The following is a 22437-nucleotide window of genomic DNA, read 5'->3' on the forward strand; positions in this document are numbered from 1 at the left end:
GATCAGGACATACAGATGTACGAATTCAAATATCATCGCCCTGGGACCGTTCGCCAGGCGGCCAACCTCCTGGTGAAGAACGAGGACGCCAAGGTGATCGCCGGCGGCCACACGCTGATTCCCGTCATGAAGCAGCGCCTCGCCAGTCCCCCGCATCTGGTCGACCTCTCCCACATCGAGGGGCTCAATGCGATCGAGATGAAGGGCCGCTCGCTCGTGATCGGCGCCACCGCCAAGCATGCCGAGGTCGCGACCTCCGCCATCGTCGGTGAAGCCATTCCGGCGCTGGCGAACCTTGCCGGCGGCATTGGCGATCCCGCCGTGCGTCACAAGGGCACGATCGGCGGCTCGCTCGCCAACAACGATCCGACTGCCGATTATCCGGCCGCGGTGCTCGCGCTCGGGGCCACCATCGTCACCAACAAGCGCCGCCTCAAGGCGGAAGAGTTCTTCCAGGGCCTGTTCACGACCGCGCTCGAAGCGGATGAGATCATCACCAAGGTGATGTTCCCGCTGCCGAAGAAGGCCGCCTATGTCAAGTTCCGCAACCAGGCCTCGCGCTATGCGCTTGTCGGGGTGTTCGTGGCGCGGCGTCCTTCGGACGTGCGCGTTGCCGTCACCGGTGCGGGCTCCGAAGGCGTGTTCCGCGTCACCGCATTCGAGGAAGCCTTGAAGAAGCGCTTCGCCTCGAAGGCGCTGGAGGGCATCGCGGTACCGGCCGAAGGCCTCAACAGCGACATCCACGGCAGCGCCGAATACCGCGCGCATCTCATCGGCGTGCTGACGCGGCGCGCCGTCGATGCCGCCAATGCCAAGGAATGAGCTGACCTCATTCCTCGGTCCAGACCTGTCCCCGGTGAGGGCGTAGCGAGACTGGCTTTTTCATGACTTCAGCGGCTACTTCTTCCGGTGCTTTGCCGGCATCGGTCGATGCGATGCTCGAACTCCTGACGTCGCGCGGCTATCTCGCTGAGCGCTCGCTGGCGACGGTGACGTATCTGTCGCTGCGTATGGGCCGACCGCTGTTCCTGGAAGGTGAGGCCGGTGTCGGCAAGACCGAGATCGCTAAGGTGCTCTCGGCGGCGCTGGGGCGGAAGCTGATCCGCCTGCAGTGCTATGAAGGCCTCGACGTTTCCTCCGCGGTGTATGAGTGGAACAGCGCGTCGCAGATGATCGCGATCCGGATGGCGGAAGCCGCGGGCGACACTGATCGCGATCAGCTTTCGAGCGATATCTTCGCCGACCGCTACATGATCAAGCGGCCGCTGCTCCAGGCGCTGGAGCCTGATGTCGCCGGTCCGCCGGTGCTGCTGATCGACGAGCTCGACCGTGCCGACGAGGCGTTCGAAGCCTACCTGCTCGAGATCCTCAGTGACTTCCAGGTGACCATCCCCGAATTCGGCACCGTGAAGGCGCCGCACCCGCCGATCGTCATCATCACCTCCAACCGCACCCGCGAGATACACGACGCGCTGAAACGGCGCTGCCTCTATCACTGGGTCGATTATCCGGCCGCCGAGCGCGAGCTTGCGATCGTCAAGACGCGCGTGCCCGGCATCTCCGCCAAGCTGTCGCAGCAGGTCGTCCGCTTCGTGCAGGCGCTGCGCAACCAGGACTTCTACAAGTCGCCGGGCGTTGCCGAGACCATCGACTGGGCCACGGCGCTGTCGGAGCTCGATGCCCGCTCGCTGACCCCGCAAGTGGTCGGCGACACGCTGGGCGCGCTGCTCAAGTACCAGGACGACATCACCCGGATGCAGGGCGACACGCTGCAGAAGGTGCTGAAGGACGCGACGAGCGAGAATTGATCTTCACGTCATTCCGGGGCGCGCGTTAGCGCGAACCCGGAATCCATCGGGCCGCAGAGTTGGTGGATGAATGGATTTCGGGCTCGATGCTGCGCATCGCCCCGGAATGACGACCGAGGGTGCTGAACCAATGGCCATCAACCACCTTGCCCCCGAAAAGACCGAGCAGTTCGCCGACAACATCGTCGGCTTCGCCCGCGCGCTGCGTGCGGCCGGCCTGCCGGTCGGGCCGGGCGCTGTCATCGATGCCATGAGCGCGCTGCAGGTGATCGACATCGGCAGCCGATCCGACGTCTTCACCACGCTGGAGGCGATCTTCGTCAAGCGCCATGAGCATGCGCTGATCTTCAAGCAGGCTTTCAACCTGTTCTTCCGCGCCTCGGAAGAATGGAAGCACATGCTGGATTCGGTGCCGCTGCCGGACGAGGCCAAGAAGAAGCCCCAGGCCGGCGCCCGCCGCGTCCAGGAGGCGATGGCGCAGCCTCGCATGACCGAGACGCCGCAGCACCAGGAGCAGGATCTGCGCCTGTCGGTCTCCGACAAGGAGATCCTGCAGAAGAAGGATTTTGCGCAGATGAGCGCGGCGGAGATCGCCGAGGCGCTCCGTGCCATCGAGCGGATGAGGTTGCCGCAGGCCGAGCTCTTGACGCGCCGGCGCCGGCCCGATGCGCGCGGCCTGCGCCTCGACCTCCGCCGCACGCTGCGCGCCTCCTTGCGCACCGGCGGCGACATCATCGACATCCATCGCCTCGGGCGCATCGAGAAGCCGGCGCCGATCGTGGCGCTGCTCGACATCTCGGGCTCGATGAGCGAATACACCCGTCTGTTCCTGCACTTCCTGCATGCGATCACGGATGCTCGAAAGCGCGTTTCGGTGTTCCTGTTCGGCACCCGCTTGACGAATGTCACCCGTGCGCTGCGCCAGCGCGATCCCGACGAGGCGCTGGCGAGCTGCTCGGCCTCGGTCGAGGATTGGGCCGGCGGCACCCGCATCTCGGCCTCGCTGCACAACTTCAACAAATTGTGGGCGCGCCGGGTGCTGAGCCAGGGCGCCATCGTGCTCCTGATCTCCGACGGGCTGGAGCGGGAGGCCGATTCCAAGCTCGCCTTCGAGATGGACCGGCTGCACCGGTCCTGCCGGCGGCTGATCTGGCTGAACCCGCTGCTGCGGTTTGGCGGCTTCGAGGCCAAGGCGCAGGGCATCAAAATGATGCTCCCCCACGTTGACGAATTCCGCCCGGTACATAATTTGAGTTCGATCCAGGAGCTGATCACGACGCTCTCCCAGCCGCTGCCGCCGCATCACCGCAGCCTGATCCGCTCCGCAGCTTGAGAGGCCAGCCATGCTCGATCGCGACGAGGACATCCTGAAGGCGGCGGAGGACTGGCAGAAGGCCGGCCGTGGCGTCGCACTGGCGACAGTGGTGGAAACCTGGGGCTCGGCGCCGCGCCCGGCGGGCTCGAGCCTCGTTATCAACGACGAAGGCACGTTCTTGGGGTCCGTCTCCGGCGGCTGCGTCGAGGGCGCGGTGGTTACGGAGGCCATGGATGTGATCCAGAGCGGCAAGCCGAAGATGCTGGAGTTCGGCGTCGCCGACGAGACCGCCTGGAACGTTGGGCTGTCCTGCGGCGGCACCATCCGCGTCTTCGTCGAGAAGGTCGGTTAGCCGTGAAGCTCGACATCCTGCACGAACTCAATGCCGAACGCGCCGCGCGCCGGCCGGTCATCCTGGTGACGGACACCGAGAGCGGCGAGCAGCGGCTGGTGAAGGCGAAGGATTTCGCCGGGGATCCGCTGCGCGCCGAGCTGGAGAAGCAGCTTCGCATGGGCAAGAGCACCAGTGTCGAGGCCGGCGGCAAGAAGCTGTTTCTCAACGTCTACGCCCCGACGGCAAAGCTCGTCATCATCGGCGCGGTCCATATCAGCCAGGCGCTCGCGCCGCTGGCGCGCTCGCTCGGCTATGACGTCACCGTGGTCGATCCGCGCACGGCCTTTGCGAGCCCCGAGCGCTTTCCCGACATTCCGTTGATCGCCGAATGGCCTGATACTGCGCTGCCGCCGCTTAATGTCGATGCCTACACCGCGTTCGTGGCGGTGACGCACGATCCCAAGATCGACGACCCCGCGCTGCTGCACGCCTTCGAGCGCAACTGCTTCTATATCGGCGCGCTCGGCTCGCGAAAGACGCATGCCAAGCGTGGCGACCGGTTGCGGGCGCAAGGCGCCAAGGAAAGCGACATCGCGCGCATCCACGCGCCCATTGGGCTAGCGATCGGCGCGGTCTCGCCGTCCGAGATCGCGGTGGCGATCATGGCCGAGATCACGGCCGTGCTTCGGCTGCCTCCCAAGGAAAAAGAAGAAGCGGCATGAAGTTCGGCCCGGCGAGACCCAGGGATGCGATTGGCGGGGTGACCGTCCACACCCTGCGCCAGGGATCGCTGGTGCTGAAGAAGGGCACGACGATCGGACCTGCCGAGGTCGAGGCGCTGGAGCGCGCCGGCATCAAGGACATCGTCGTGGTGCGCATGGAGGCGGGCGACGTCTCCGAGGACGTTGCCGCCGCCAGCATCGCGCTCGCCATCGGCGGCGAGGGCATCCATGTCGAGCGCGCTTTCACCGGCCGTGCCAATCTGTTCGCCGCGCGAGCGGGCGTGCTGGTGATCGATCGCGCCGCGGTCGACCGCATCAACAACATCGACGAAGCCATCACCTTTGCCACGCTCGCCGCCTACAAGCCGGTAGTCGAGGGCGAGATGGTCGGAACCGTCAAGATCATCCCGTTCGGCGTCGAGGCGAGTTTGCGCGATGCCGCGGTGAAGGCGGCGGGCAAGGACGTGCTGAAGGTCGCGCCTTACGTGATCAAGCGCGTCGGCGTGGTCTCGACGCTGCTGCCGGGCCTGTCCACCAAGGTGATCGACAAGACGCTGCGCGTCACTGCCGAACGGCTGGCGCCAGCCGGCGCCAGCATCATCGCCGAGCGCCGGGTCCCGCACGAGGAGCAGGCGCTGTCGGCCGCGATCAAGGAATTGCTCGGCCTCGGCGCCGAGCTCGTGATCGTGTTCGGTGCATCCGCGATCGCTGACCGCCGCGACGTGATTCCGGCGGCCGTCACCGGAATCGGCGGCGAGATCGAGCATTTCGGCATGCCGGTCGACCCCGGAAATCTCCTGCTGATCGCCCGCGCCGGCGAGGTGCCGGTGCTGGGCGCGCCGGGCTGCGCGCGCTCGCCGGTCGAGAACGGTTTTGACTGGGTCTTAATGCGGCTTCTCGCCGGCATCAAGGTGACCCGCTCCGAGCTGATGGGCATGGGCGTCGGCGGCCTCTTGATGGAGATCGTGACGCGGCCGCAGCCGCGCGCCAAGCCGGAGACCGAGGGCAACCGCCAGGTCGCGGCCATCGTGCTCGCGGCGGGACGCTCGACCCGGATGGGCGGGCCGAACAAGCTGCTCGCCGAGCTCGACGGCAAGAAGCTGGTGCGCCTCGCGACCGAGCAGGCGCTGGCCTCTAGGGCATCCGAGGTGATCGTCGTCACCGGCCATCAGGCCGAGCTCGTCGAGCAGGCGCTACAAGGCCTGAAGGTGACATTCGTCCGCAATCCGGACTTCGCCGGCGGCATCGCCAGTTCGGTGAAGGCCGGCATCGTCGCCGTTCCCGAGACCTGCGATGGCGCCGTCGTGTGTCTCGGCGACATGCCGCTGATCGACGCCGGCCTGATCGACAGGCTGATCGACAGTTTCGCGCCCGACCGCGGCAATCTCATCGTCGTTCCCGTCAGCGAGGGCCGCCGCGGCAACCCCGTGCTGTGGTCGCGCCGCTTCTTCAAGGAGCTGATGACGCTCGACGGCGACGTCGGCGCGCGGCATCTGATCGCCAAGCACACTGAAGCCGTCGCCGAGGTGCCCGTCGACGGCGAGAGCGCCTTCCTCGACATCGACACGCCGCAGGCGCTGGAGGCGGCACGGCGGGGCTGAAGATGCGTAGGGCGGATTAGCCGAAGGCGTAATCCGCCGCTGTGTTTCTCCGCGGAAACAAAAGAGGCGGATTACGCTTCGCTAATCCGCCCTACGGGACTACGGCATCCTCCAAGCCTGCCGATTTCAACCACCCGTTCACCATCTGGAAACGACCGCCGCTTAGAGTTGCCGCCACCTGCCTTGGGGGGAGGGGTTTTTCCATGGCTTCGAACGTCGTCGCGCGCCGTTGCGCGATGTTTTTCCTTGCGCTGTCCGTTTTTGCATCCGGCGCGCGCCATATGACAGAAGCCCAGGCCGCCGGCGCTTTCGCGGTCGGCAAGTGCGGCGCTTATGGCCAGGCCTATGATTATGGCCACGAGGACGAGGCCCGCGCCGCCGCGCAGAAGCAGTGCAAGGGCGATTGCACCACCATGACGATGAAGCGCGCCTGCGCTGCGATGTCGGTCGATATGACCAATCCCTGCGGCGCCTACGGCTATGCCGTCAAGCCGAATATTTCCGCCTCGCTCAACGCCGCTACGCGCGAATGCTACAAATACGGCGGCAAGGAATGCGTGATCCGCGCCTGGGCCTGTGACGCCAAGGGGTGATTTTCTCTTGCTGTCGTGATCGGGCGTTGCGTAGCATCGCCAGGGAATGACAGTGGAAGGCATACATGCAGTTCGACACCAAGATCGCGGTCGTGATCCGTACCGATCTTCAGGCCTGGCAGAAGCTGAACGTAGCCTCCTTCCTCACCAGCGGCATCGCCGCGGCCTTTCCGGAATGCATCGGCGAAGCCTATGAGGACGCCTCGGGCACGAAGTATCATGCACTGATCGGCCAACCGATCCTGATCTATGGCGCCGACGGTCCGGCGCTGTCGCGCGCGCTGGACCGCGCGCTCGCCCGCAACGTCAAGGCGGCGGTCTATACCGAAGACATGTTCAAGACGACACATGATGCCGCCAACCGCGAGGCGGTGAGGGCGGTTGCGCGTAGCGACCTCAATCTCGTCGGCATTGCGATGCGCGCCGAGCGGAAGGTGATCGACAAGATCGTCGACGGTCTCAAGTTCCATAGCTGACAGATCGAGAGCATCGCGCGGCGTCATCGGGGTGTCATGATGGACCCGCCCTTGCGCAAACATTGTGCTTTTTGACTCTCGTCAAGGGTGCGCCGGGCGGCGTCGCTATTCTGCTTCACAAAGCACAAGGAGCAGACCGATGCCGACCATGAAAGCCGCAATCGTCAAGCAATTCGGCAAACCGCTGGTGATCGAGGACGTGCCGGTGCCGCAGCCCGGTCCGGGCGAGGTTCTGGTCAAGGTCAAGGCCTGCGGCGTCTGTCACACCGATCTGCACGCCACCTCCGGCGACTGGCCGGTGAAGCCGGTGCCGCCCTTCATCCCCGGCCATGAAGCCGCCGGCATCGTCGCCGCGCTCGGGCCCGGCGTGAAGAATCTGAAAGTCGGCGATGCCGTCGGCGTCGCCTGGCTGCACGACGCCTGCATGTCGTGCGAATATTGCGAGACCGGCTGGGAGACGCTGTGCGAGCACCAGCACAACACCGGCTACAGCGTCAACGGCGGCTTTGCCGAATATGTCATCGCTTCGGCCGCGTTCGCCGCCAAGCTGCCGGCGACGATCGATTTCGCGGCCATCGCGCCGATCCTCTGCGCTGGGGTCACCACCTACAAGGGATTGAAGGAAACCGAGGCCAAGCCCGGCGAGTGGGTCGTGATCTCCGGAATCGGCGGGCTCGGCCATGTCGCGATCCAATACGCCAAGGCGATGGGGCTGAAGGTCGCCGCGGTTGATATCGCCGAGGACAAGTTGGAGCTGGCGCGTGAAACCGGTGCCGATCTCGCGGTCAACGCGCTGGCGGATGGTGCAGTGGAGAAGGTGCTGACGGCGAGTGGGGGAGGCGCGCATGGCGTGCTGGTGACGGCGGTGTCGACTGCTGCATTCGCTCAGGCGCTCAAGATGGTGCGTCGCAAGGGCACTGTCAGCCTCGTCGGCCTGCCGCCGGGCGAATTCCCGACACCGATCTTCGACGTCGCGCTCAAGCGCATCACCGTGCGCGGCTCCATCGTCGGCACGAGGCGTGACCTCGACGAAGCCATCGCGTTCGCCGCCGACGGCAAGGTCAAGGCCGAGGTGACCAAGGTGCCGCTCGCAGCGATCAACGACGTCTTCGACCGGATGAGGGCCGGCAAGATCGACGGTCGCATGGTGCTGGATTTTGGCTAAAGCGTTTTCGAGCGAAGTGGACACCGGTTCGCGTTAAGAAAACGCGTCAAAACAAGAATCTGGCGCTTTACCCTGGCGGCATGCCGTCGAACTTCACCAGGCCAGGGTCGAGAGGATCCCACTCATGACCGCGCGCGGCGAAGGTCACCGCCTGCGGCCTGTAGCGGGCGGGCTCGTCGAGGCTTGCCGCCCGGATCGTGAACACGTCAGGCTGCGCCGCGAAGGTCATGTAGACAGCTACGCCGCATTGTGTGCAGAAGCCGCGGGTCTTCACCTTGCCGTTGTCGGCGACCATGTCCCAGTGCCTGGCATCGCCCGTCAGCGTGACGCCGGCGCGCGCGAAGGTCGCGTACGAGCCATGGCCGCTGCCGCTTTCCCGCTGGCAGTCGCGGCATTGGCAGTGATTGCTGAAGAGGGGCTCCCCTTCAATCGAATAGCGGATCGCGCCGCAGGCGCAGCCGCCGGTATAGGGCTTCTCCACCGCAATATCTCCCACTCAACCTTCGCCGCTGATCTCGTCGAGCTTGCGAACGACCTTCTTCCAGCCGCCGCTCATCACCGTGTAGGCCGACTCGTTCCTGGGCAGGACGAAGCCCGCATGCACGAGGCGGATCCGCGTGCCGGCTTCGACCGGGGTGAGGGACCAGGTCACGACGGTGTCGAGCGGGGCGCCATAGCCGGTGTTGCGCTCGTCGCCGCCTTTCCAGGCGTAGACGAGGCGGCTGAAAGCCACGACCTCCAGAACCCGGCAATGGATCACGCCGTCCCAGTTGCCCCCCGGGGTGGTCTGGAAGGTGAAGGCCTTGCCTTCGACGGCTTCGAAGCCGGTCGGCTGCATCAGCCAGCGCCCGATCAGCTGTCCGCTGGTCAGCGCCTTCCAGATCGTCTGGGCTGTGTGAGGGAAGACCTCGTCGATGACGATGTCTCTTGTGTCGGCTTTCAACGCGGCAGCACTCACGGGTCGATCTCCTTCAAGAGGTCACGCAGGTTCCGGAAACGCTCGCGCCAGAAGACGCCGTAATGGTCCATCCAGGTGACCAGCGGCTCGAGTCCCTGCGGCGCGGCGCGGTAATAGACGTTGCGGCCCTCGGCGCGCTCGGCGACGAGGCCCGCTTGCTTCAACGATTTCAGGTGTTGCGAGACGGCTCCTTGCGTGACGCCGCTGCCGCGCGTCAGCTCGGCGACGCTGATCTCTTTGCTCTCGAACACACGCTCGAACACGGCGCGGCGGGTCGGATCGGCAAGGGCGCGCATCACGGTGGTGACGGGGTTTGGGGTGGCTTCGATCATGTCATCAAATTAGCGGATACTAATGCATTAGTCAACACTAATTCGTCTGGACAGTCGCCGCCCCCGCGCGCTCTTGACTATGACTGACCAGTCAGTCATATATATCGAATGACGAAGAAGCCGACCAAAGCCGCCTTGCCCTCCGCCGCTCCCACCGGAGCGAACGACCCTGGGACTGCTGGCCCCGATGCAGCGCCTGCCTCGAACCGCGCCTCGCGTGCGGCGGAGCGGCGTGCGGCGATCGTGGAGGCGGCGATGGAGGAGTTCATCGCGCGCGGCTTTGCCGCCACCAGGCTCGACGACATCGCCAAGCGCGCCGGCGTCGCCAAGGGCACGATCTACCTGCACTTCAAGGACAAGGAATCGATGTTCGAGGAGCTGGTGCGCATCGTCATCGTTCCCGTGGTCGCACGGCTTACCACGCTGCCGCCGCCGGCAGGCTCGGTGCGCGACCTCATCGAGACGTTCGCCGGCAACTTCCTGAAGGAGGTGATCGGCACGAGACGGGGCGATCTGGTGCGTCTGATCGTGGCGGAGGGGCCGCGCTTTCCGTCCGTCGCCGACTTCTACTACCGCGAGGTGGTCTCGCGCGGGATCACTGCCATGCGCGCGCTGATCGAGCTCGGCATCGCCCGCGGCGAGATCCGGCAGAAGGACCTCGCGCACTATCCACAGATCCTGGTCGCGCCCGCGATGATCGCCGTGATCTGGCAGAGCCTGTTTGCGCGGCATGCGCCGCTCGACGCGCAGGAGATGCTGCGCGTTCATCTCGATTTGATTTTTGGCGAACGGAGGACGACATGAGGTCGTCGCAAGTGATTTCTTTCTTGGCATTGGTCCTTGTGCTCGCAACTGGGCTTGCGGGGTGCAAGGAGAAGCGCGATCCCGGCTTCCAGGGCTGGGTCGAGGCCGACATGATCTTCGTCAGTCCGGACGAAGCCGGGCGCGTCACCAAGCTCAATGTCCGCGAAGGCGACGAGGTCAAGGTCGGCGATCACCTCTATTCCGTCGATGACGATCTCCAGCTTGCCGACCTCAACCAGCAGAAGGCGACGCTTGCGAATGCGCAGCAGACCTATGACCGTGCGGCCTCGCTGAACAAGACCGGTTCGGGCACGCAGGCCAATCTCGATTCCGCCGTGTCCGCCTTGCGCGTCGCGGAGGCGCGGGTGGCGACCTCGGAGACGCGGATGGCGCGGCGCAAGGGCTTTGCGCCGGTCGCCGGCACCATCCAGCAGATCTATTTCCGCGAAGGCGAGATGGTGGCGGCGCAGCGGCCGGTGCTCTCGATCATGCCGCCCGGCAACATGAAGCTGCGCTTCTTCGTGCCGGAGACCGAGCTGCCGAAGCTCGCGATCGGCGACACGGTGCGTGTCTCCTGTGACAATTGCGCCGCCGACCTCACCGCGAAGATCTACTTCATCGCGACCTCGGCCGAATACACGCCGCCCGTCATCTACAGCCTCGAAGAGCGCAACAAGCTGGTCTATCTGATCCAGGCGCGACCCTCGCGGCCCGATGCCTTGCGCGTCGGACAGCCGATCGATATCCACCTCAATCCCAAAACTCCTGAGACCAAGACACCGGTGGCGGACAAGCGATGAGCAACGGCAACGGCATCGCAATCGACGTCAAGGGCCTGACCAAGTCATTCGGCGGCCGCGAGGTCGTGCACGATCTGTCGATGCAGGTGAAGCGCGGCTCGATCTACGGCTTCCTCGGTCCCAACGGCTCGGGCAAGACCACCACCATCCGCATCCTCTGCGGCCTGCTGACGCCCGACAGCGGCGAGGGCACCTGTCTCGGCTATGACATCCGCCGCGATGCCGAGAAGATCAAGCGCCAGGTCGGCTACATGACCCAGCGCTTCAGCCTGTACCAGGACCTCTCGGTGCGTGAGAACCTCGAATTCGTGGCGCGGCTCTATGGCCTCGCTGACGCGCGCGGCGCCGCGCGCGACATGATCAAGCGGCTCGGGCTCTCGGGGCGGGAGGAGCAGCTCGCCGGCGAGCTCTCGGGCGGCTGGAAGCAGCGGCTGGCGCTCGGGGCCTGCACGCTGCCCAATCCACAATTGTTGCTGCTGGACGAGCCGACCGCCGGCGTCGATCCCAAGGCGCGGCGCGATTTCTGGAACGAGATCCATGCGCTGGCCGCCGAGGGCCTCACGGTGCTGGTCTCGACCCATTACATGGACGAGGCCGAGCGCTGCCACGAGATCGCCTACATCGCCTACGGCTATCTGCTGGCGCACGGCACGGTGGAGGAGGTCATCGCGAAATCCGCGCTGACGACCTATACCGTCACGGGCGACGACCTGAACGAGCTTGGCGCGGCGCTCACGGGCAAGCCCGGGATCGACATGGTGGCGCCGTTCGGCACTTCGCTGCATGTTTCCGGCCGCGACGTCCCGGCGCTCGAAGCCAGCATCGCGCCCTGGCGCGAGAGAGGCGGCCTGCACTGGCAGAAGTCCAAGCCCTCGCTCGAAGACGTGTTCATCGAGCTGATGGGACGCTCCAAGGACAATTTCCAATGAGCGCGGTAGAACATCCCGAACCACGGCGCGAAATCCGCGAGCGCTTCGGCTTCCTGCGGCGTTCCTACGCTATGCTGGTCAAGGAGTTCATCCAGCTGAGGCGCGACCGCGTCTCGTTCGCGATGATCGTGATGCTGCCGGTGATGCAGCTGATGCTGTTCGGCTATGCCATCAACACCACGCCGCGTCATCTGCCGAGCGCGGTGCTGCTCCAGGAGGATTCCGATCTCGCCCGCTCGGTGCTGAAGGCGCTGGAGAACACCAAATATTTCCGCTTCCTCTACGAGGTTCACGACGTCGACGATTTCGACAACCTCCTGAAGTCCGGCAAGGTGCTGTTCGGGGTCGAGATCCCGCGCGGCTTCGAGCGGGCGGTGCGGCGCGGCGACAGGCCGGCGCTGCTGGTCGCGGCCGACGCCACCGATCCGGTCGCCGCAAGCGCTGCGCTCGGCTCGCTCGGCATGATCGTGCAGACCGCGCTCGCGCACGATCTCTATATCGGCGAGCCCCCGGAGATGCCGTTCGAGATCCGCGCCCACGCCCGCTACAATCCGGCCGCGAATTCCAGCCTCAATATCGTGCCAGGCCTCGTCGGCACCATCCTCACCATGACCATGCTGATCTTCACCGCGCTCTCGGTCACGCGCGAGGTCGAACGCGGCACCATGGAGAGCCTGTTGTCGATGCCGATCAAGCCGATCGAGGTGATGTTCGGCAAGATCGTGCCCTACGTGCTGGTCGGCTTCGTCCAGGCCTTCCTGATCATCAGCATCGGTGTCGGCCTGTTCGGCGTGCCCGTGCTCGGCAATCTCGTCCTGCTGGCGCTGCTGTCGACGCTGTTCATCACCACCAATCTGGCGGTCGGCTACACCATCTCGACGCTGGTTCAGAACCAGCTCCAGGCCATGCAGATGTCGATGATGTTCTTCCTGCCGAGCATTCTGCTCTCCGGCTTCATGTTCCCGTTCGCAGGCATGCCGGCCTGGGCGCAATATCTCGGCGAATGCCTGCCGCTGACCCATTATTTGCGGATCGTCCGCGCCATCATGCTGAAGGGCGCGACCATGGAGAATTTGCGCTTCGATACGCTGGCTCTGGCGGCCCTGATGCTGCTCGCCATGACCGTCGCGGTGACGCGCTTCCGCCGCACGCTGGATTGAGGCACAATACCCCGGAATCGAGGGGCGGAATGGCCAAGTTTGCGAGCAGGAAGACGCGGCAGCATGCCGTCTTGTCGGAGGACTTCGAGCGCGAGCTGACGCGGGAGGTGCTGCGCACCGAGCTGTTGCGGGTCCGGGCGCTGATCGCGACCGGCTGCGTCATGACGCTGTTCCTCACCGCGATCTATCTGATCGACCCCGCCGTGGTGAACCGGGTCTGGCGCGGCACCGAAGGGTTCGCCGAAGTCTACGGCCTGCTCGTCGGGTTCATTTTGTTCGAGGTCTGGGTCCACACCCAGATCAGGAAGAACCTCCGCCTCGATCGCGACGTGCCGGTGGCCAGGCGCTATATCGGCACGCTGATCGAGACGTCGCTGCCAACCGTGATCCTCATCCTGCAGATCCGGACCATGGGCGCGACCCAGGCCCTCGGCTTTGCCGTGCCGCTGATGTATTTCATTTTCGTCATCCTCTCGACGCTGCGGCTCGATTTCTGGCTCTCGACCTTCACCGGCTTCGTCGCTGCTGCCGAGCTGTTCGTGGTCGCACTGGTCTACGATCCCTCGAGCAGCGTCGGCGAGCCCCAGCTCTATTTTCACGCGGTCCGCAGCACCATCATCCTGATCTGCGGCGTGCTCGCCGGCGCCGTCGGCGCGCAATTGCGCCGGCAGTTCGCCGCGAGCATCGCGGCCGCCACCGCGCGCGACAGGGTCACCAATCTGTTCGGCCAGCACGTCTCGCCGCAGGTGGTGGAGCGGCTGATGACGGCGGGAACGGGCGCTAGCGGCGACGTCCGCCGCGTCGCGGTGATGTTCGTCGATTTCCGCGGCTTCACGGCCGGTGCGCAGTCGCGCAGTCCGCAGGAGGTGGTCGACCGGCTCGACAGCGCCTTCGCCGTCCTGGTCGACATTCTCGACCGCCAGGGCGGCATTGTGAACAAGTTTCTCGGTGACGGTTTCCTCGCGCTGTTCGGCGCGCCGCTGGAAGCATCCGATGCCGCGCACCGCGCGGTCGCCGCCGGCCGCGAGATGCTCCGGGCAATGGACCGCATCAACGCAGAGAGCAGCTGGCCGCTGCGGATCGGCATTGGCATCCATTTCGGCGAGGTCGTCGCCGGCAATATCGGCTCGCCCCGGCGCAAGGAATACACGGTCATCGGCGATACCGTGAACTTCGCCTCGCGACTCGAGGCGCTGAACAAGGATTTCGGCTCGCAGCTCTTGATCTCGGCGTCCGTGCGCGAGGCGCTGGGAGCCGACGGCAGCGATGCCGTCGCGCTCGGCGAGGTCGAGGTGCGCGGCTACGAGCAGAAAGTACCGGTGTTTCAGCTGGGGTAATGTGCATCACACATCGGCGCGCGCAGTTCACTTTCATCCAAGCGATTGCTCCGATTGCACTCGATTTTGGGGCATGACGAGCGATGTTTTCGGCTTGTAGAGTGCTGCGCGATGCGGCCGGTCGCGGCCGCGACTTGCATGCGGAAGTGACGATGCAGCGCCGCTACATCACCGTCGACGTGTTCACCGACCGCACCTTCGGCGGCAACCAGCTCGCTGTGGTGCTCGATGCCGGCGGGCTGACGACGCAGCAGATGCAGGCGATCGCGACCGAGTTCAATTATTCCGAGACCACTTTCGTGCTGCCGCCGCGCGACAGGGCCAACGACGCCGAGGTGCGCATCTTCACGCCGGTGCAGGAGATCGCCTTTGCGGGCCATCCCAATGTCGGCACCGCCTTCGTGCTGGCCTCGATGGCGAAGGAGCCGAAGCCACGCCTGCTGTTCGAGGAGAAGGCCGGGTTGGTCCCGGTCGAGATCGTGCGAGAGCAGGGCAGGGTGATCAGAACCGAGCTCACCGCGCCGCAGCCGCTGCAGCGGCTCTCAACGCTGTCAACAGCGGAAGCCGCGAGCTGCATCTCGCTCGTTGCCGACGACATCAAGACCGACAATCACGAGCCGCAGATTGTCACCGTCGGAAACGCGTTTCTGGTGATGGAGCTGCATTCGCGCGAGGCGCTGAAGCGGGCCCGGCCCGATGCTGCGGCCTTTGGCAAGGTCTTGCCGCGCGATGGTGCCCGCGCGGTGTGGTTCTATACGCGCGATGTGCCGGCGGCGGAGGCGCCTTGCGAGCGACAGGCGCGCATGTTCATGCGCGGTGCCAGCGGCCTCGTCGAGGATCCCGCCACCGGCAGCGCCACGGTTGCCGCCGCCGCGCTGTTCGCCGATCTCGATCCCGCGCGCGATTGTGAGCTCAAGCTCACACTCGGCCAGGGTTTTGACATGGGTCGTCCAAGCATCCTCTCGACCCGCGTACGCAAGCAGGACGGCAAAATTGTATCCGCTCACGTCGGCGGCGCTTGCGTGCAGATGATGAAGGGGACGTTCCGGCTGGCGGGGGAGGGGTAACTTGTCATTCCGGGGCGCGCGTAGCGCGAACCCGGAATCCATCTAGCCGCAGTGTTGGTGGAGGAATGGATTCTCAGGTGCGCAATTGCGCACCATAGTTCGCGCCAAGAGGCGCGCCCCGGAATGACGGCGACAACTACACCTGCCGCCCAGCCAAATTCTTCACCGCAACCCCATCGCGCTCCTCGATGATCTCCGCGATCATCTGGCGGTGGCAGTGGGTGTGGTCGCGCTCGTAGCAGAGCAGGCACACCGGGCCGGCCGTTTTCACCAGCGCAGAAAGCTCGTCCATCTCTTCCCTCGCCTGCGGCGTCTTCAGGTGCTTGGAGAAGATCTTCTCCAGCACGTCGTATTGACCGCTGCGGGCGGCGAGGCGGCCTTCCTTCGGCGTGCCGAGCGCGGCGAGATGGACATAGCCGATGCCGCGCTCGTCGAGGCCCGCCGCAAGCTGCTTCTTGGAAAAGCCCGGCCGACGCGACGACGTCACCGCGCGCACGTCGACCACGAGCTTGACGCCGGCCTGTTCCAGCTCGTCCAGCACGGCCTTCGGCGGTGTCTGCTCATAGCCGATGGTGAAGAGCTTCTTCGCCTTTGCCATGGGACCCTCAACTCACCCGTGCGATCAGTTCCATGGCGCCGTGCGGTGCGCGCACCTTGCCCTCGTGGATGACGTAAGCGAACACGTCGCGCGGCTCCTTCTTCGGCTTGGCCTTGTCAACCTTCGGGAGATCGTCGGGTTCACCGCCCGAAGCCCAGTCCTGGAAGCGCTCGGCCCAGGCGTCGAGCTGCTTTGGCGGATAGCAGGTCTTGATCTCGTCATTGCCCTTCTGCAGCCGCGCGTAGACGAAATCGCCGGCGACATCTGCGATGGCGGGATATTTGCCGTGCTCGGCGAAAACCACGGGCGTCTCGAACTCGCGGATCAGCGCCACGAAGTCCGGCGTGCAGAAGCTGTCATGGCGCACTTCCACGACATGGCGCAGCGCGCGCCCCTCGAGCTTGCGCGGCAACAGCTCCAGGAACTTGCCGAAATCGGCGCCATCGAACTTCTTCGTCGGCGCAAACTGCCACAGCACCGGCCCGAGATGATCGCCGAGTTCCAGCACGCCGGAATCGTAGAACCGCTTGATGGAATCGCCGGCCTCCGCGAGCACGCGGCGGTTGGTCGCGAAGCGCGGTCCCTTCACCGAGAACACGAAACCGTCAGGCACCTCGCTCGCCCATTTGCGAAAGCTCTCCGGCTTCTGCGAGCCGTAATAGGTGCCGTTGATCTCGATCGAGGTCAGCTTCGAGGCGGCATAGGACAGCTCCTTCGCCTGCGCCAGCTTCTCCGGATAGAACACGCCGCGCCAGGGCTCGAAGGTCCAGCCGCCGATACCGATGAAGATGTTGCCGGATTTTTTGGACGCAGTTTTTGCTTTGGCCACGGGAGGATCTCGCATCGACGGGGAGGGATCTCATCCTAATCAAACCAGATGTGATTGGCCAGTTGGCCGGTCCGGTCTAAGCTCGCGACGGGCCCGCGAAGAAGGAGAACAAGATGCGGATGCTGCTGGTGGGGGGCGCGCTCGTCATGATGACATCTGCTGCCATGACAAGTTCTGCCGTGGCGGATGACGACGTCACGAAGGGCGCGCAGAAGCTCGCTCAGCAGGGCCGCGACGACTATTGGCATTGCCTCGCGCGGGAATATTCGCGCGAGTCCAATCAGGGCCTGTCGGAGCAGGATTTCGGCCGCTCGGTTGCCGGAGCCTGTCCGTCGGAGCGGCAATATTACCGGGTCACGCTGCTCGATTATCTCACCACGCAATATCCTGATATCGATGCCGGCGCTCATCTCGCCACCGCGAACAGAGCGGTGGAGGCGGCGCAGAAGGACATCGTGATGGCCTTCGTCAAGCACCGGCCGCCCCAGAAGTAGGGGAGTGGCGAATCGCGAATAGGGCGACAAGGCAGGCCATGCTCATTCGCCACTCGCCATTCGCGATTCGCCCTGGGCCTTCCAGTCGCGCGCTCATCCATGGTATCAGTGAGCCCGTCTGGAGCTGGAACTTGCATGTCGTCTGAGTCGGTGGGTGGCATTCTGGGGGCGATCGTCGCGGCGGTCGTCCTTGCGGTTGCCGTCGTGTTCGGGCCGATCGGCCAGTACGGCAAGCCGCCCAAGCCGGCGAAGGCCGAGCCGGCGGCGGCGGCACCCGCAGCCCCGGTCGCGCCCGCGCCGCGCGGGCCGGTCATCCGGGAAGTGCCCAACCAATAGGGGTCTGAAAATCGGATTTCCGCCCCCTTGCGGAACGCTTTTGCCATTCCCATCTAGCTTCTAACGGCGACGTTGAGCGTAAAGACCTCCGTCGCTGGAACGACCTTGGAATAGCTTAAGGCTTGCGCCGGATGTACGCGCGGCCCGCCGTTCCGGGGTCGTTGGCATTTTAGGCCCCTTTTCGGCCCTTCCCCAGACCCCCGGCTTGGCAGCGCAGGATGCGGCGGATATACGCTGCCGTCATGAACGAAGCGATCAGACCGGGCATCGACAACCAAGCCCACGAGGGGCCGGAACTGTCGGTCATCGTCCCAACTTTCAACGAGCGCGACAACGTCACCGTGCTGTACCGGCGCCTCGAGGCGACGCTCGCCAACGTCGTCTGGGAAGTCGTGTTCGTCGATGACAATTCGCCCGACGGCACCTGGGATGTCGTGCGCGAGTTGGCCCAGCGCGACAGCCGGGTGCGCTGCGTCCGCCGCATCGGCCGCCGCGGCCTGTCGGGCGCCTGCATCGAGGGCATCCTTGCCTCCAGCGCGCCCTATGTGGCCGTGATCGATGCCGACCTCCAGCACGACGAGACGCAGTTGCCCAAGATGCTGCTCTTGCTCGCGAGCGATCAGGCCGACCTCGTCGTCGGCAGCCGCTACATCGAGGGCTACAAGAGCGAAGGCTTCAACAGGCAGCGCGCCGGCGCCAGCGCGCTCGCGACCGAGGTCGCCAAGAAGATGCTGCGGGTCGAGATTGCCGATCCCATGAGCGGCTTCTTCATGATCCGCCGCGACCGCTTCGAGCAGCTCGCGCCAAAACTCTCCGTGCACGGCTTCAAGATCCTGCTCGACATCGTCGCGACCGCGCATGGCAGCTTGCGGGCGGTCGAGATTCCCTACACCTTCGGCGCCCGCCAGCACGGCGAGAGCAAGCTCGATTCCATGGTCGCGCTCGACTTCCTCGGCCTCGTCTTCGCCAAGCTGACCAACGACATCGTCTCGCTGCGCTTCATCCTGTTTGCGATGGTCGGCGGCATCGGCCTCGTGGTGCACCTGACCACGCTGTTCATCGCGCTTCGCCTGTTCAACGTGCCGTTCCCGGAGGCGCAGGCCGCCGGCGCCATCGTCGCCATGACCAGCAACTTCATCCTCAACAACTTCCTCACCTATCGCGACCAGCGGCTGAAGGGCTTTGCGCTGCTGCGCGGCCTGATCGCCTTCTACATCGTGTGCAGCGTCGGCCTGCTCGCCAATGTCGGCGTCGCCTTCTCGGTCTACGACCAGGAGCCGATCTGGTGGCTGGCCGGCCTGGCCGGCGCGTTGATGGGCGTGGTGTGGAACTACGCGATGTCCGGACTGTTCGTCTGGCGCAAGAAATAGCGCGTGATGGGCGGGGCCGACGCGCGGATCGTCCGCAACACCGCGCTGCTGATTTTTGCACTCGTCGCGTTCCGGCTGGTCGCGGCCGCGTTCACGCCGATCACGTTCGACGAAGCCTATTACTGGATGTGGTCGAAGAGCCTCGCCGGGGGCTATTACGACCACCCGCCCATGGTCGCCTATGTGATCCGCGCCGGCACCATGATCGCGGGCGATACCGAGCTCGGCGTCCGCCTCGTCTCGATTCTGCTCGCGCTGCCGATGAGCTATGCGGTCTATCGCTCCGCCGCAATTCTGTTCGGCGGGGTGCGTGTGGCCGCGACCAGCGCCATCCTGCTCAACGTGACGCTGCTGGCTTCCGTCGGCACGCTGATCGTCACGCCCGATGCGCCGCTGCTGGTCGCCTCCAGCTTCGTGCTGTTCTTTCTCGCCAAGGTGCTGGAGACCGGACGCGGCGCCTGGTGGCTCGCGGTCGGCGCCGCCGTCGGCGCGGCGCTATTGTCGAAATACACCGCGATGTTCTTTGGCGCCGCGATCCTGATCTGGCTCGCTTGCGTGCCGAAGCTGCGGCGCTGGTTCCTCTCGCCCTGGCCCTATCTCGGCGGCCTCGTGGCGCTGGCACTGTTCTCGCCGGTGATCCTCTGGAACGCCGACCATCAATGGGTCTCGTTCGCAAAGCAGCTCGGCCGCGCCAGGATCGAGGACTTCCGCCCCGTCTTCATCGCCGAGCTGATCCCGACCCAGATCGCGTTCGCAACCCCGCTGGTCTTCATCCTCGGCGCCATGGGCCTGCATGCGCTGACCTGGCAGCGCGTCGGCGCGCTGCCCTCGCGCGTGCTGATCGAGACGATGTTCTGGACCATCGTCGTCTATTTCGTCTGGCATTCGCTGCATGCGCGCGTCGAGGCCAACTGGTTCGCGCCGGTGTATCCGCCGTTCGTCATAGCCGCGGCCGCCGCGGCCAATCTTGCGCAATGGAAGCCGCGTCAGCGGCGCCTCGTCGACGTTTGCCTGCGCTGGGCCGCGCCTGTGGGCATCGTCATGTTTGCCGCCTTGATCGTGCAGGCCAATACCGGCTGGTTGTCCGGATATCGCCGCGATGCCACCGTGCGCAGTGTCGGTGTCGGCTGGCGCGAGCTCGCGGCCGGAATCGAAGCGGTGCGCGCGCGCAGTGGCGCCACCTGCGTGCTGGCGCAGGATTACGGCACCACGAGCTGGCTCGCATTCTATCTGCCGCGCGGCACCTGCGTCGCGCAGCAAAGCCAGCGCATCCGCTGGGTCAACATGGCCGAACCCGATCCCAAGCTGCTCGCAGGCAAGCTGCTCTATGTCGACGAGCTGCGCGCCGACGGTCATCCTGCCCTCAATGCTCTCTTTGCAAAGGTGACGCAGGTGGCGCAATTGCAGCGCAAGCGCGGGCCGCTCGTGGTCGAGACCTACGGCATCGACCTGCTGGAAGGCGCCAAGGGCGAGGTGCTGGACCGCTCGCCGCCGCCGGAAGCGCGGTAGCGCCTTAATCAATCATCTCGGCCTTGTCAGCATCCTGCCCCGGCCCATCGCGATCGCGCCAGAACCAGACGGTCACGACGCCGGAACGGCCGCGGACCCGGGCGAGCAGGGGGCCGGACAGAACACCGTCGGGCGCGCCCTGGAAGTCGGCCGCATCCAGCAGCGTGTCGCTCAGCGCAAGGCGCGCATCGTTCTGGGCGGCAATCTCCATCAGCCGGCTTGCGACGTTGACGGTGTCGCCCGTCGCCGTGATGTGCTGATGGCTTTCGCCGAGTCGCGAGGCGACGATCGGGCCGCAATGCGCGCCGATCTTGTAGCCGAGCTGACCCGCGATCGCCGGCGGAAGCGAGGCGATCCAGCGTGCGAGGCCGCGATGCAGATCGACCGCGCATTTCAGCGCGCGCGCCGAATCGTCGGGCATGGCGCGCGGCAGCCCGAACAGGATCATGGCGCCGTCGCCGAGAAAGCCCGTGATCATGCCGCCGCAATCGATCGCGATCCGGTCGATCAGCGCATGAAACGCCTTCAGAATATCCGTGAGCTCGTCCGGATCGATCCGCTCGCTCAAACCGGTGAAACCGGAGAGATCGACGAACACCACGGCTGCATCCTGCCGCACCGGCTTCGACAGGAAGTTCGGATCTCGCGAGAGCCAATCCCGCAGCGCCGGAGCCTGGAATTGCGCAAGCGACCTGCTCTTAGCGGCGAAATATTGCGTGCGGCGGCCTCCGGCCCACAGCTGCACGCCGGCAAAGACCGCAACCGGCGGCACGGCGGCGGCGAGCGTGGTCGCGGCGTTCAGCCAGACGCCGTGCGTGAACGCGAACAGGTTGAGCCCGGCCCAGGCGATCATCACCGCGGCCGCCGCCATGGTGCCGAGTGCGATGCGCCGCCAGGCGAGCAGGCCGACCAGCAGCACCGGCAGCAGGATCGCCGTGAGCGCGTCGGCAATGCGGACGCGGTGGTCACGCAGGATGGCGTCGCCGGCGACGAGATGCGTGATTGCGGTCGAGACCACCTCGACGCCGGGCATCAGGGAATCGAACGGCGTCGGATAGAAGTCGCCGCCGCCGGCGACGGAGGCGCCGATCACGACGATCCGGTTCTCGATGGCCGCGCGATCGAGCGTGCCGTCGAAGATGCTCTGTGCGCTGACGGTACGGATGGTGCGGCGCGGGCCGTAATAGGTGATCGGCAATGCCAGATTGCTGTCGGTCGGCACCACGCGATCGCCGAGCATGAGATGGCCCGGCGCGACGGTCAGCGGCTCGTCGAGCGCGCGCGCCGCAACGCGCAACGGAAACGACAGCTCGACCTTGTCGCGGGTCCGGAACAGCATCGGCACCGAGAGCGGCGAGCCCGATTGCCCGGTCGCGACGTTGACGATGCCGACCTCGGCGTGATCGGCGAATGCGGGCAATGGCTGCAGGAAGCGCTCGGCCTCCGGCAGCACGGCCAGCGGACCTTCGCTGCTGGGTGACACGGTTTCGCTGGCCGAGGGGAAGATCGCGGCGGCGGCGAGCACCATGCGGCCGGTGGCCAATGTGTTGGCCAGCGTCGCATCGCCGATCGCGGCGCTGCGGTCGACCAGCAGCAGGTCGATCGCCACGACCTTCGGCTTAAACTGCACGATGGTATCGACCACGCGGGCAAGATCGGCGCGCGGCAGTGGATAGGTGCCGCCGCGCTTCACCACCGTGTCGTCGATCGCAACGATGGTGACGAAATCCGGCGGACGCCGCACGCCGCGCGCCTGCGTCCGCCAATCCGTCAACGTGGCTTCGAGGCGGTCCAGGAAGCGCAGATGGCCGTGGGCGTGCGTGGCATAGATGCCCGCGCCCCACAGCGCGGTGAGGACGAGTGCCACCAGGATCTGAACGCGTCGGCTGCGCATGCGGTC

25 protein-coding genes are annotated in these 22437 nt (G+C 65.6%); 19 read left to right on the top strand and 6 right to left on the bottom strand.

Annotation, left to right across the window (positions count from 1 at the left end):
• The first annotated feature begins 15 nt into the window (after window positions 1-15).
• The 9 genes from I6F20_RS00850 (at window position 16) to adhP (ending at window position 8014) form a co-directional block, all read left to right on the top strand.
• On the top strand, window positions 16-822 hold the full coding sequence (locus I6F20_RS00850) for an FAD binding domain-containing protein (protein ID WP_036012847.1): 807 nt from the start codon (window positions 16-18) through the stop codon (window positions 820-822).
• 62 nt (window positions 823-884) lie between these two features.
• Window positions 885-1808 carry an AAA family ATPase gene (locus I6F20_RS00855; protein ID WP_036027789.1) on the top strand — a complete coding sequence of 308 codons (924 nt, stop codon included), beginning with the start codon at window positions 885-887 and terminating at the stop codon, window positions 1806-1808.
• A gap of 130 nt (window positions 1809-1938) precedes the next feature.
• Window positions 1939-3141, top strand: coding sequence for a vWA domain-containing protein (locus I6F20_RS00860; protein ID WP_057029512.1), 1203 nt, complete (start codon window positions 1939-1941; stop codon window positions 3139-3141).
• Window positions 3142-3151: 10 nt separating this feature from the next.
• Window positions 3152-3475 carry an XdhC family protein gene (locus tag I6F20_RS00865; protein ID WP_025037240.1) on the top strand — a complete coding sequence of 108 codons (324 nt, stop codon included), beginning with the start codon at window positions 3152-3154 and terminating at the stop codon, window positions 3473-3475.
• 2 nt (window positions 3476-3477) lie between these two features.
• Window positions 3478-4179, top strand: a complete 702-nt coding sequence (locus tag I6F20_RS00870; RefSeq protein ID WP_225124770.1) for an XdhC family protein — start codon at window positions 3478-3480, stop codon at window positions 4177-4179.
• Window positions 4176-5780, top strand: a complete 1605-nt coding sequence (locus I6F20_RS00875) for an NTP transferase domain-containing protein (protein ID WP_225124772.1) — start codon at window positions 4176-4178, stop codon at window positions 5778-5780. Before I6F20_RS00870 ends, I6F20_RS00875 begins: the two co-directional genes overlap by 4 nt.
• A 203-nt stretch (window positions 5781-5983) precedes the next feature.
• Window positions 5984-6373, top strand: coding sequence for a DUF4189 domain-containing protein (locus I6F20_RS00880; RefSeq protein WP_057029515.1), 390 nt, complete (start codon window positions 5984-5986; stop codon window positions 6371-6373).
• 65 nt (window positions 6374-6438) lie between these two features.
• Window positions 6439-6849 (top strand): PTH2-like family protein, encoded by a 411-nt coding sequence (locus tag I6F20_RS00885; RefSeq protein ID WP_057029516.1) that lies wholly within the window; start codon window positions 6439-6441, stop codon window positions 6847-6849.
• Window positions 6850-6988: 139 nt separating this feature from the next.
• Window positions 6989-8014: an alcohol dehydrogenase AdhP gene (adhP, locus tag I6F20_RS00890; protein WP_225124773.1), complete on the top strand. Its 1026-nt coding sequence runs from the start codon at window positions 6989-6991 to the stop codon at window positions 8012-8014.
• A gap of 67 nt (window positions 8015-8081) precedes the next feature.
• On the opposite strand, the gene I6F20_RS00895 is transcribed toward adhP, so the two are convergent.
• Genes I6F20_RS00895 through I6F20_RS00905 form a run of 3 tightly spaced genes read right to left on the bottom strand, consistent with a single transcriptional unit; the run spans window position 8082 to window position 9304 of the window.
• Window positions 8082-8495, bottom strand: a complete 414-nt coding sequence (locus tag I6F20_RS00895) for a GFA family protein (RefSeq protein WP_036012827.1) — start codon at window positions 8493-8495, stop codon at window positions 8082-8084.
• Window positions 8496-8510: 15 nt separating this feature from the next.
• A complete protein-coding gene (locus I6F20_RS00900; protein ID WP_036027779.1) occupies window positions 8511-8972 on the bottom strand; it encodes an SRPBCC family protein in 462 nt (153 codons plus the stop codon).
• Window positions 8969-9304, bottom strand: a complete 336-nt coding sequence (locus I6F20_RS00905) for an ArsR/SmtB family transcription factor (RefSeq protein WP_036012825.1) — start codon at window positions 9302-9304, stop codon at window positions 8969-8971. The genes I6F20_RS00900 and I6F20_RS00905 overlap by 4 nt, the downstream gene beginning before the upstream one ends.
• Before the next feature lie 108 nt (window positions 9305-9412).
• On the opposite strand from I6F20_RS00905, the gene I6F20_RS00910 reads away from it, so the two are divergent.
• The 6 genes from I6F20_RS00910 (at window position 9413) to I6F20_RS00935 (ending at window position 15401) form a co-directional block, all read left to right on the top strand.
• The gene (locus I6F20_RS00910) at window positions 9413-10108 is read left to right on the top strand and encodes a TetR/AcrR family transcriptional regulator (RefSeq protein WP_225124775.1); all 696 of its coding nucleotides are present in this window, start codon (window positions 9413-9415) and stop codon (window positions 10106-10108) included.
• Window positions 10105-10908, top strand: a complete 804-nt coding sequence (locus tag I6F20_RS00915) for an HlyD family secretion protein (protein WP_036027776.1) — start codon at window positions 10105-10107, stop codon at window positions 10906-10908. Before I6F20_RS00910 ends, I6F20_RS00915 begins: the two co-directional genes overlap by 4 nt.
• Window positions 10905-11837 carry an ABC transporter ATP-binding protein gene (locus tag I6F20_RS00920; protein WP_036027774.1) on the top strand — a complete coding sequence of 311 codons (933 nt, stop codon included), beginning with the start codon at window positions 10905-10907 and terminating at the stop codon, window positions 11835-11837. Before I6F20_RS00915 ends, I6F20_RS00920 begins: the two co-directional genes overlap by 4 nt.
• The gene (locus tag I6F20_RS00925) at window positions 11834-12997 is read left to right on the top strand and encodes an ABC transporter permease (protein WP_036027772.1); all 1164 of its coding nucleotides are present in this window, start codon (window positions 11834-11836) and stop codon (window positions 12995-12997) included. Before I6F20_RS00920 ends, I6F20_RS00925 begins: the two co-directional genes overlap by 4 nt.
• Window positions 12998-13026: 29 nt before the next feature.
• Window positions 13027-14334, top strand: a complete 1308-nt coding sequence (locus I6F20_RS00930) for an adenylate/guanylate cyclase domain-containing protein (protein WP_225124777.1) — start codon at window positions 13027-13029, stop codon at window positions 14332-14334.
• Window positions 14335-14486: 152 nt separating this feature from the next.
• Window positions 14487-15401, top strand: coding sequence for a PhzF family protein (locus tag I6F20_RS00935; protein ID WP_225124778.1), 915 nt, complete (start codon window positions 14487-14489; stop codon window positions 15399-15401).
• 136 nt (window positions 15402-15537) lie between these two features.
• On the opposite strand, the gene I6F20_RS00940 is transcribed toward I6F20_RS00935, so the two are convergent.
• Both I6F20_RS00940 and I6F20_RS00945 read right to left on the bottom strand, forming a co-directional pair.
• Window positions 15538-15999, bottom strand: coding sequence for a DUF488 domain-containing protein (locus I6F20_RS00940; protein WP_225124779.1), 462 nt, complete (start codon window positions 15997-15999; stop codon window positions 15538-15540).
• A 7-nt stretch (window positions 16000-16006) separates the two neighbouring features.
• Window positions 16007-16843, bottom strand: a complete 837-nt coding sequence (locus I6F20_RS00945; RefSeq protein ID WP_225114390.1) for a DUF72 domain-containing protein — start codon at window positions 16841-16843, stop codon at window positions 16007-16009.
• A 98-nt stretch (window positions 16844-16941) separates the two neighbouring features.
• Between I6F20_RS00945 and I6F20_RS00950 the strand changes: the two genes are divergently transcribed.
• The 4 genes from I6F20_RS00950 (at window position 16942) to I6F20_RS00965 (ending at window position 20537) form a co-directional block, all read left to right on the top strand.
• Window positions 16942-17322 carry a hypothetical protein gene (locus I6F20_RS00950; protein WP_225124780.1) on the top strand — a complete coding sequence of 127 codons (381 nt, stop codon included), beginning with the start codon at window positions 16942-16944 and terminating at the stop codon, window positions 17320-17322.
• Between the two features lie 135 nt (window positions 17323-17457).
• A complete protein-coding gene (locus tag I6F20_RS00955) occupies window positions 17458-17658 on the top strand; it encodes a hypothetical protein (protein ID WP_036027765.1) in 201 nt (66 codons plus the stop codon).
• A 242-nt stretch (window positions 17659-17900) separates the two neighbouring features.
• A complete protein-coding gene (locus tag I6F20_RS00960; RefSeq protein ID WP_225124781.1) occupies window positions 17901-19028 on the top strand; it encodes a glycosyltransferase family 2 protein in 1128 nt (375 codons plus the stop codon).
• 6 nt (window positions 19029-19034) lie between these two features.
• Complete coding sequence (locus tag I6F20_RS00965; RefSeq protein ID WP_225124782.1) at window positions 19035-20537, top strand: glycosyltransferase family 39 protein; 1503 nt, start codon at window positions 19035-19037, stop codon at window positions 20535-20537.
• A 4-nt stretch (window positions 20538-20541) separates the two neighbouring features.
• Here the strand turns inward: I6F20_RS00965 and I6F20_RS00970 are convergent, their stop codons facing one another.
• Window positions 20542-22431, bottom strand: coding sequence for a CHASE2 domain-containing protein (locus I6F20_RS00970; RefSeq protein ID WP_225124783.1), 1890 nt, complete (start codon window positions 22429-22431; stop codon window positions 20542-20544).
• Window positions 22432-22437 lie beyond the last annotated feature (6 nt).

This window comes from Bradyrhizobium sp. IC3123 (assembly GCF_020193625.1).
Lineage (GTDB): Bacteria > Pseudomonadota > Alphaproteobacteria > Rhizobiales > Xanthobacteraceae > Bradyrhizobium > Bradyrhizobium yuanmingense.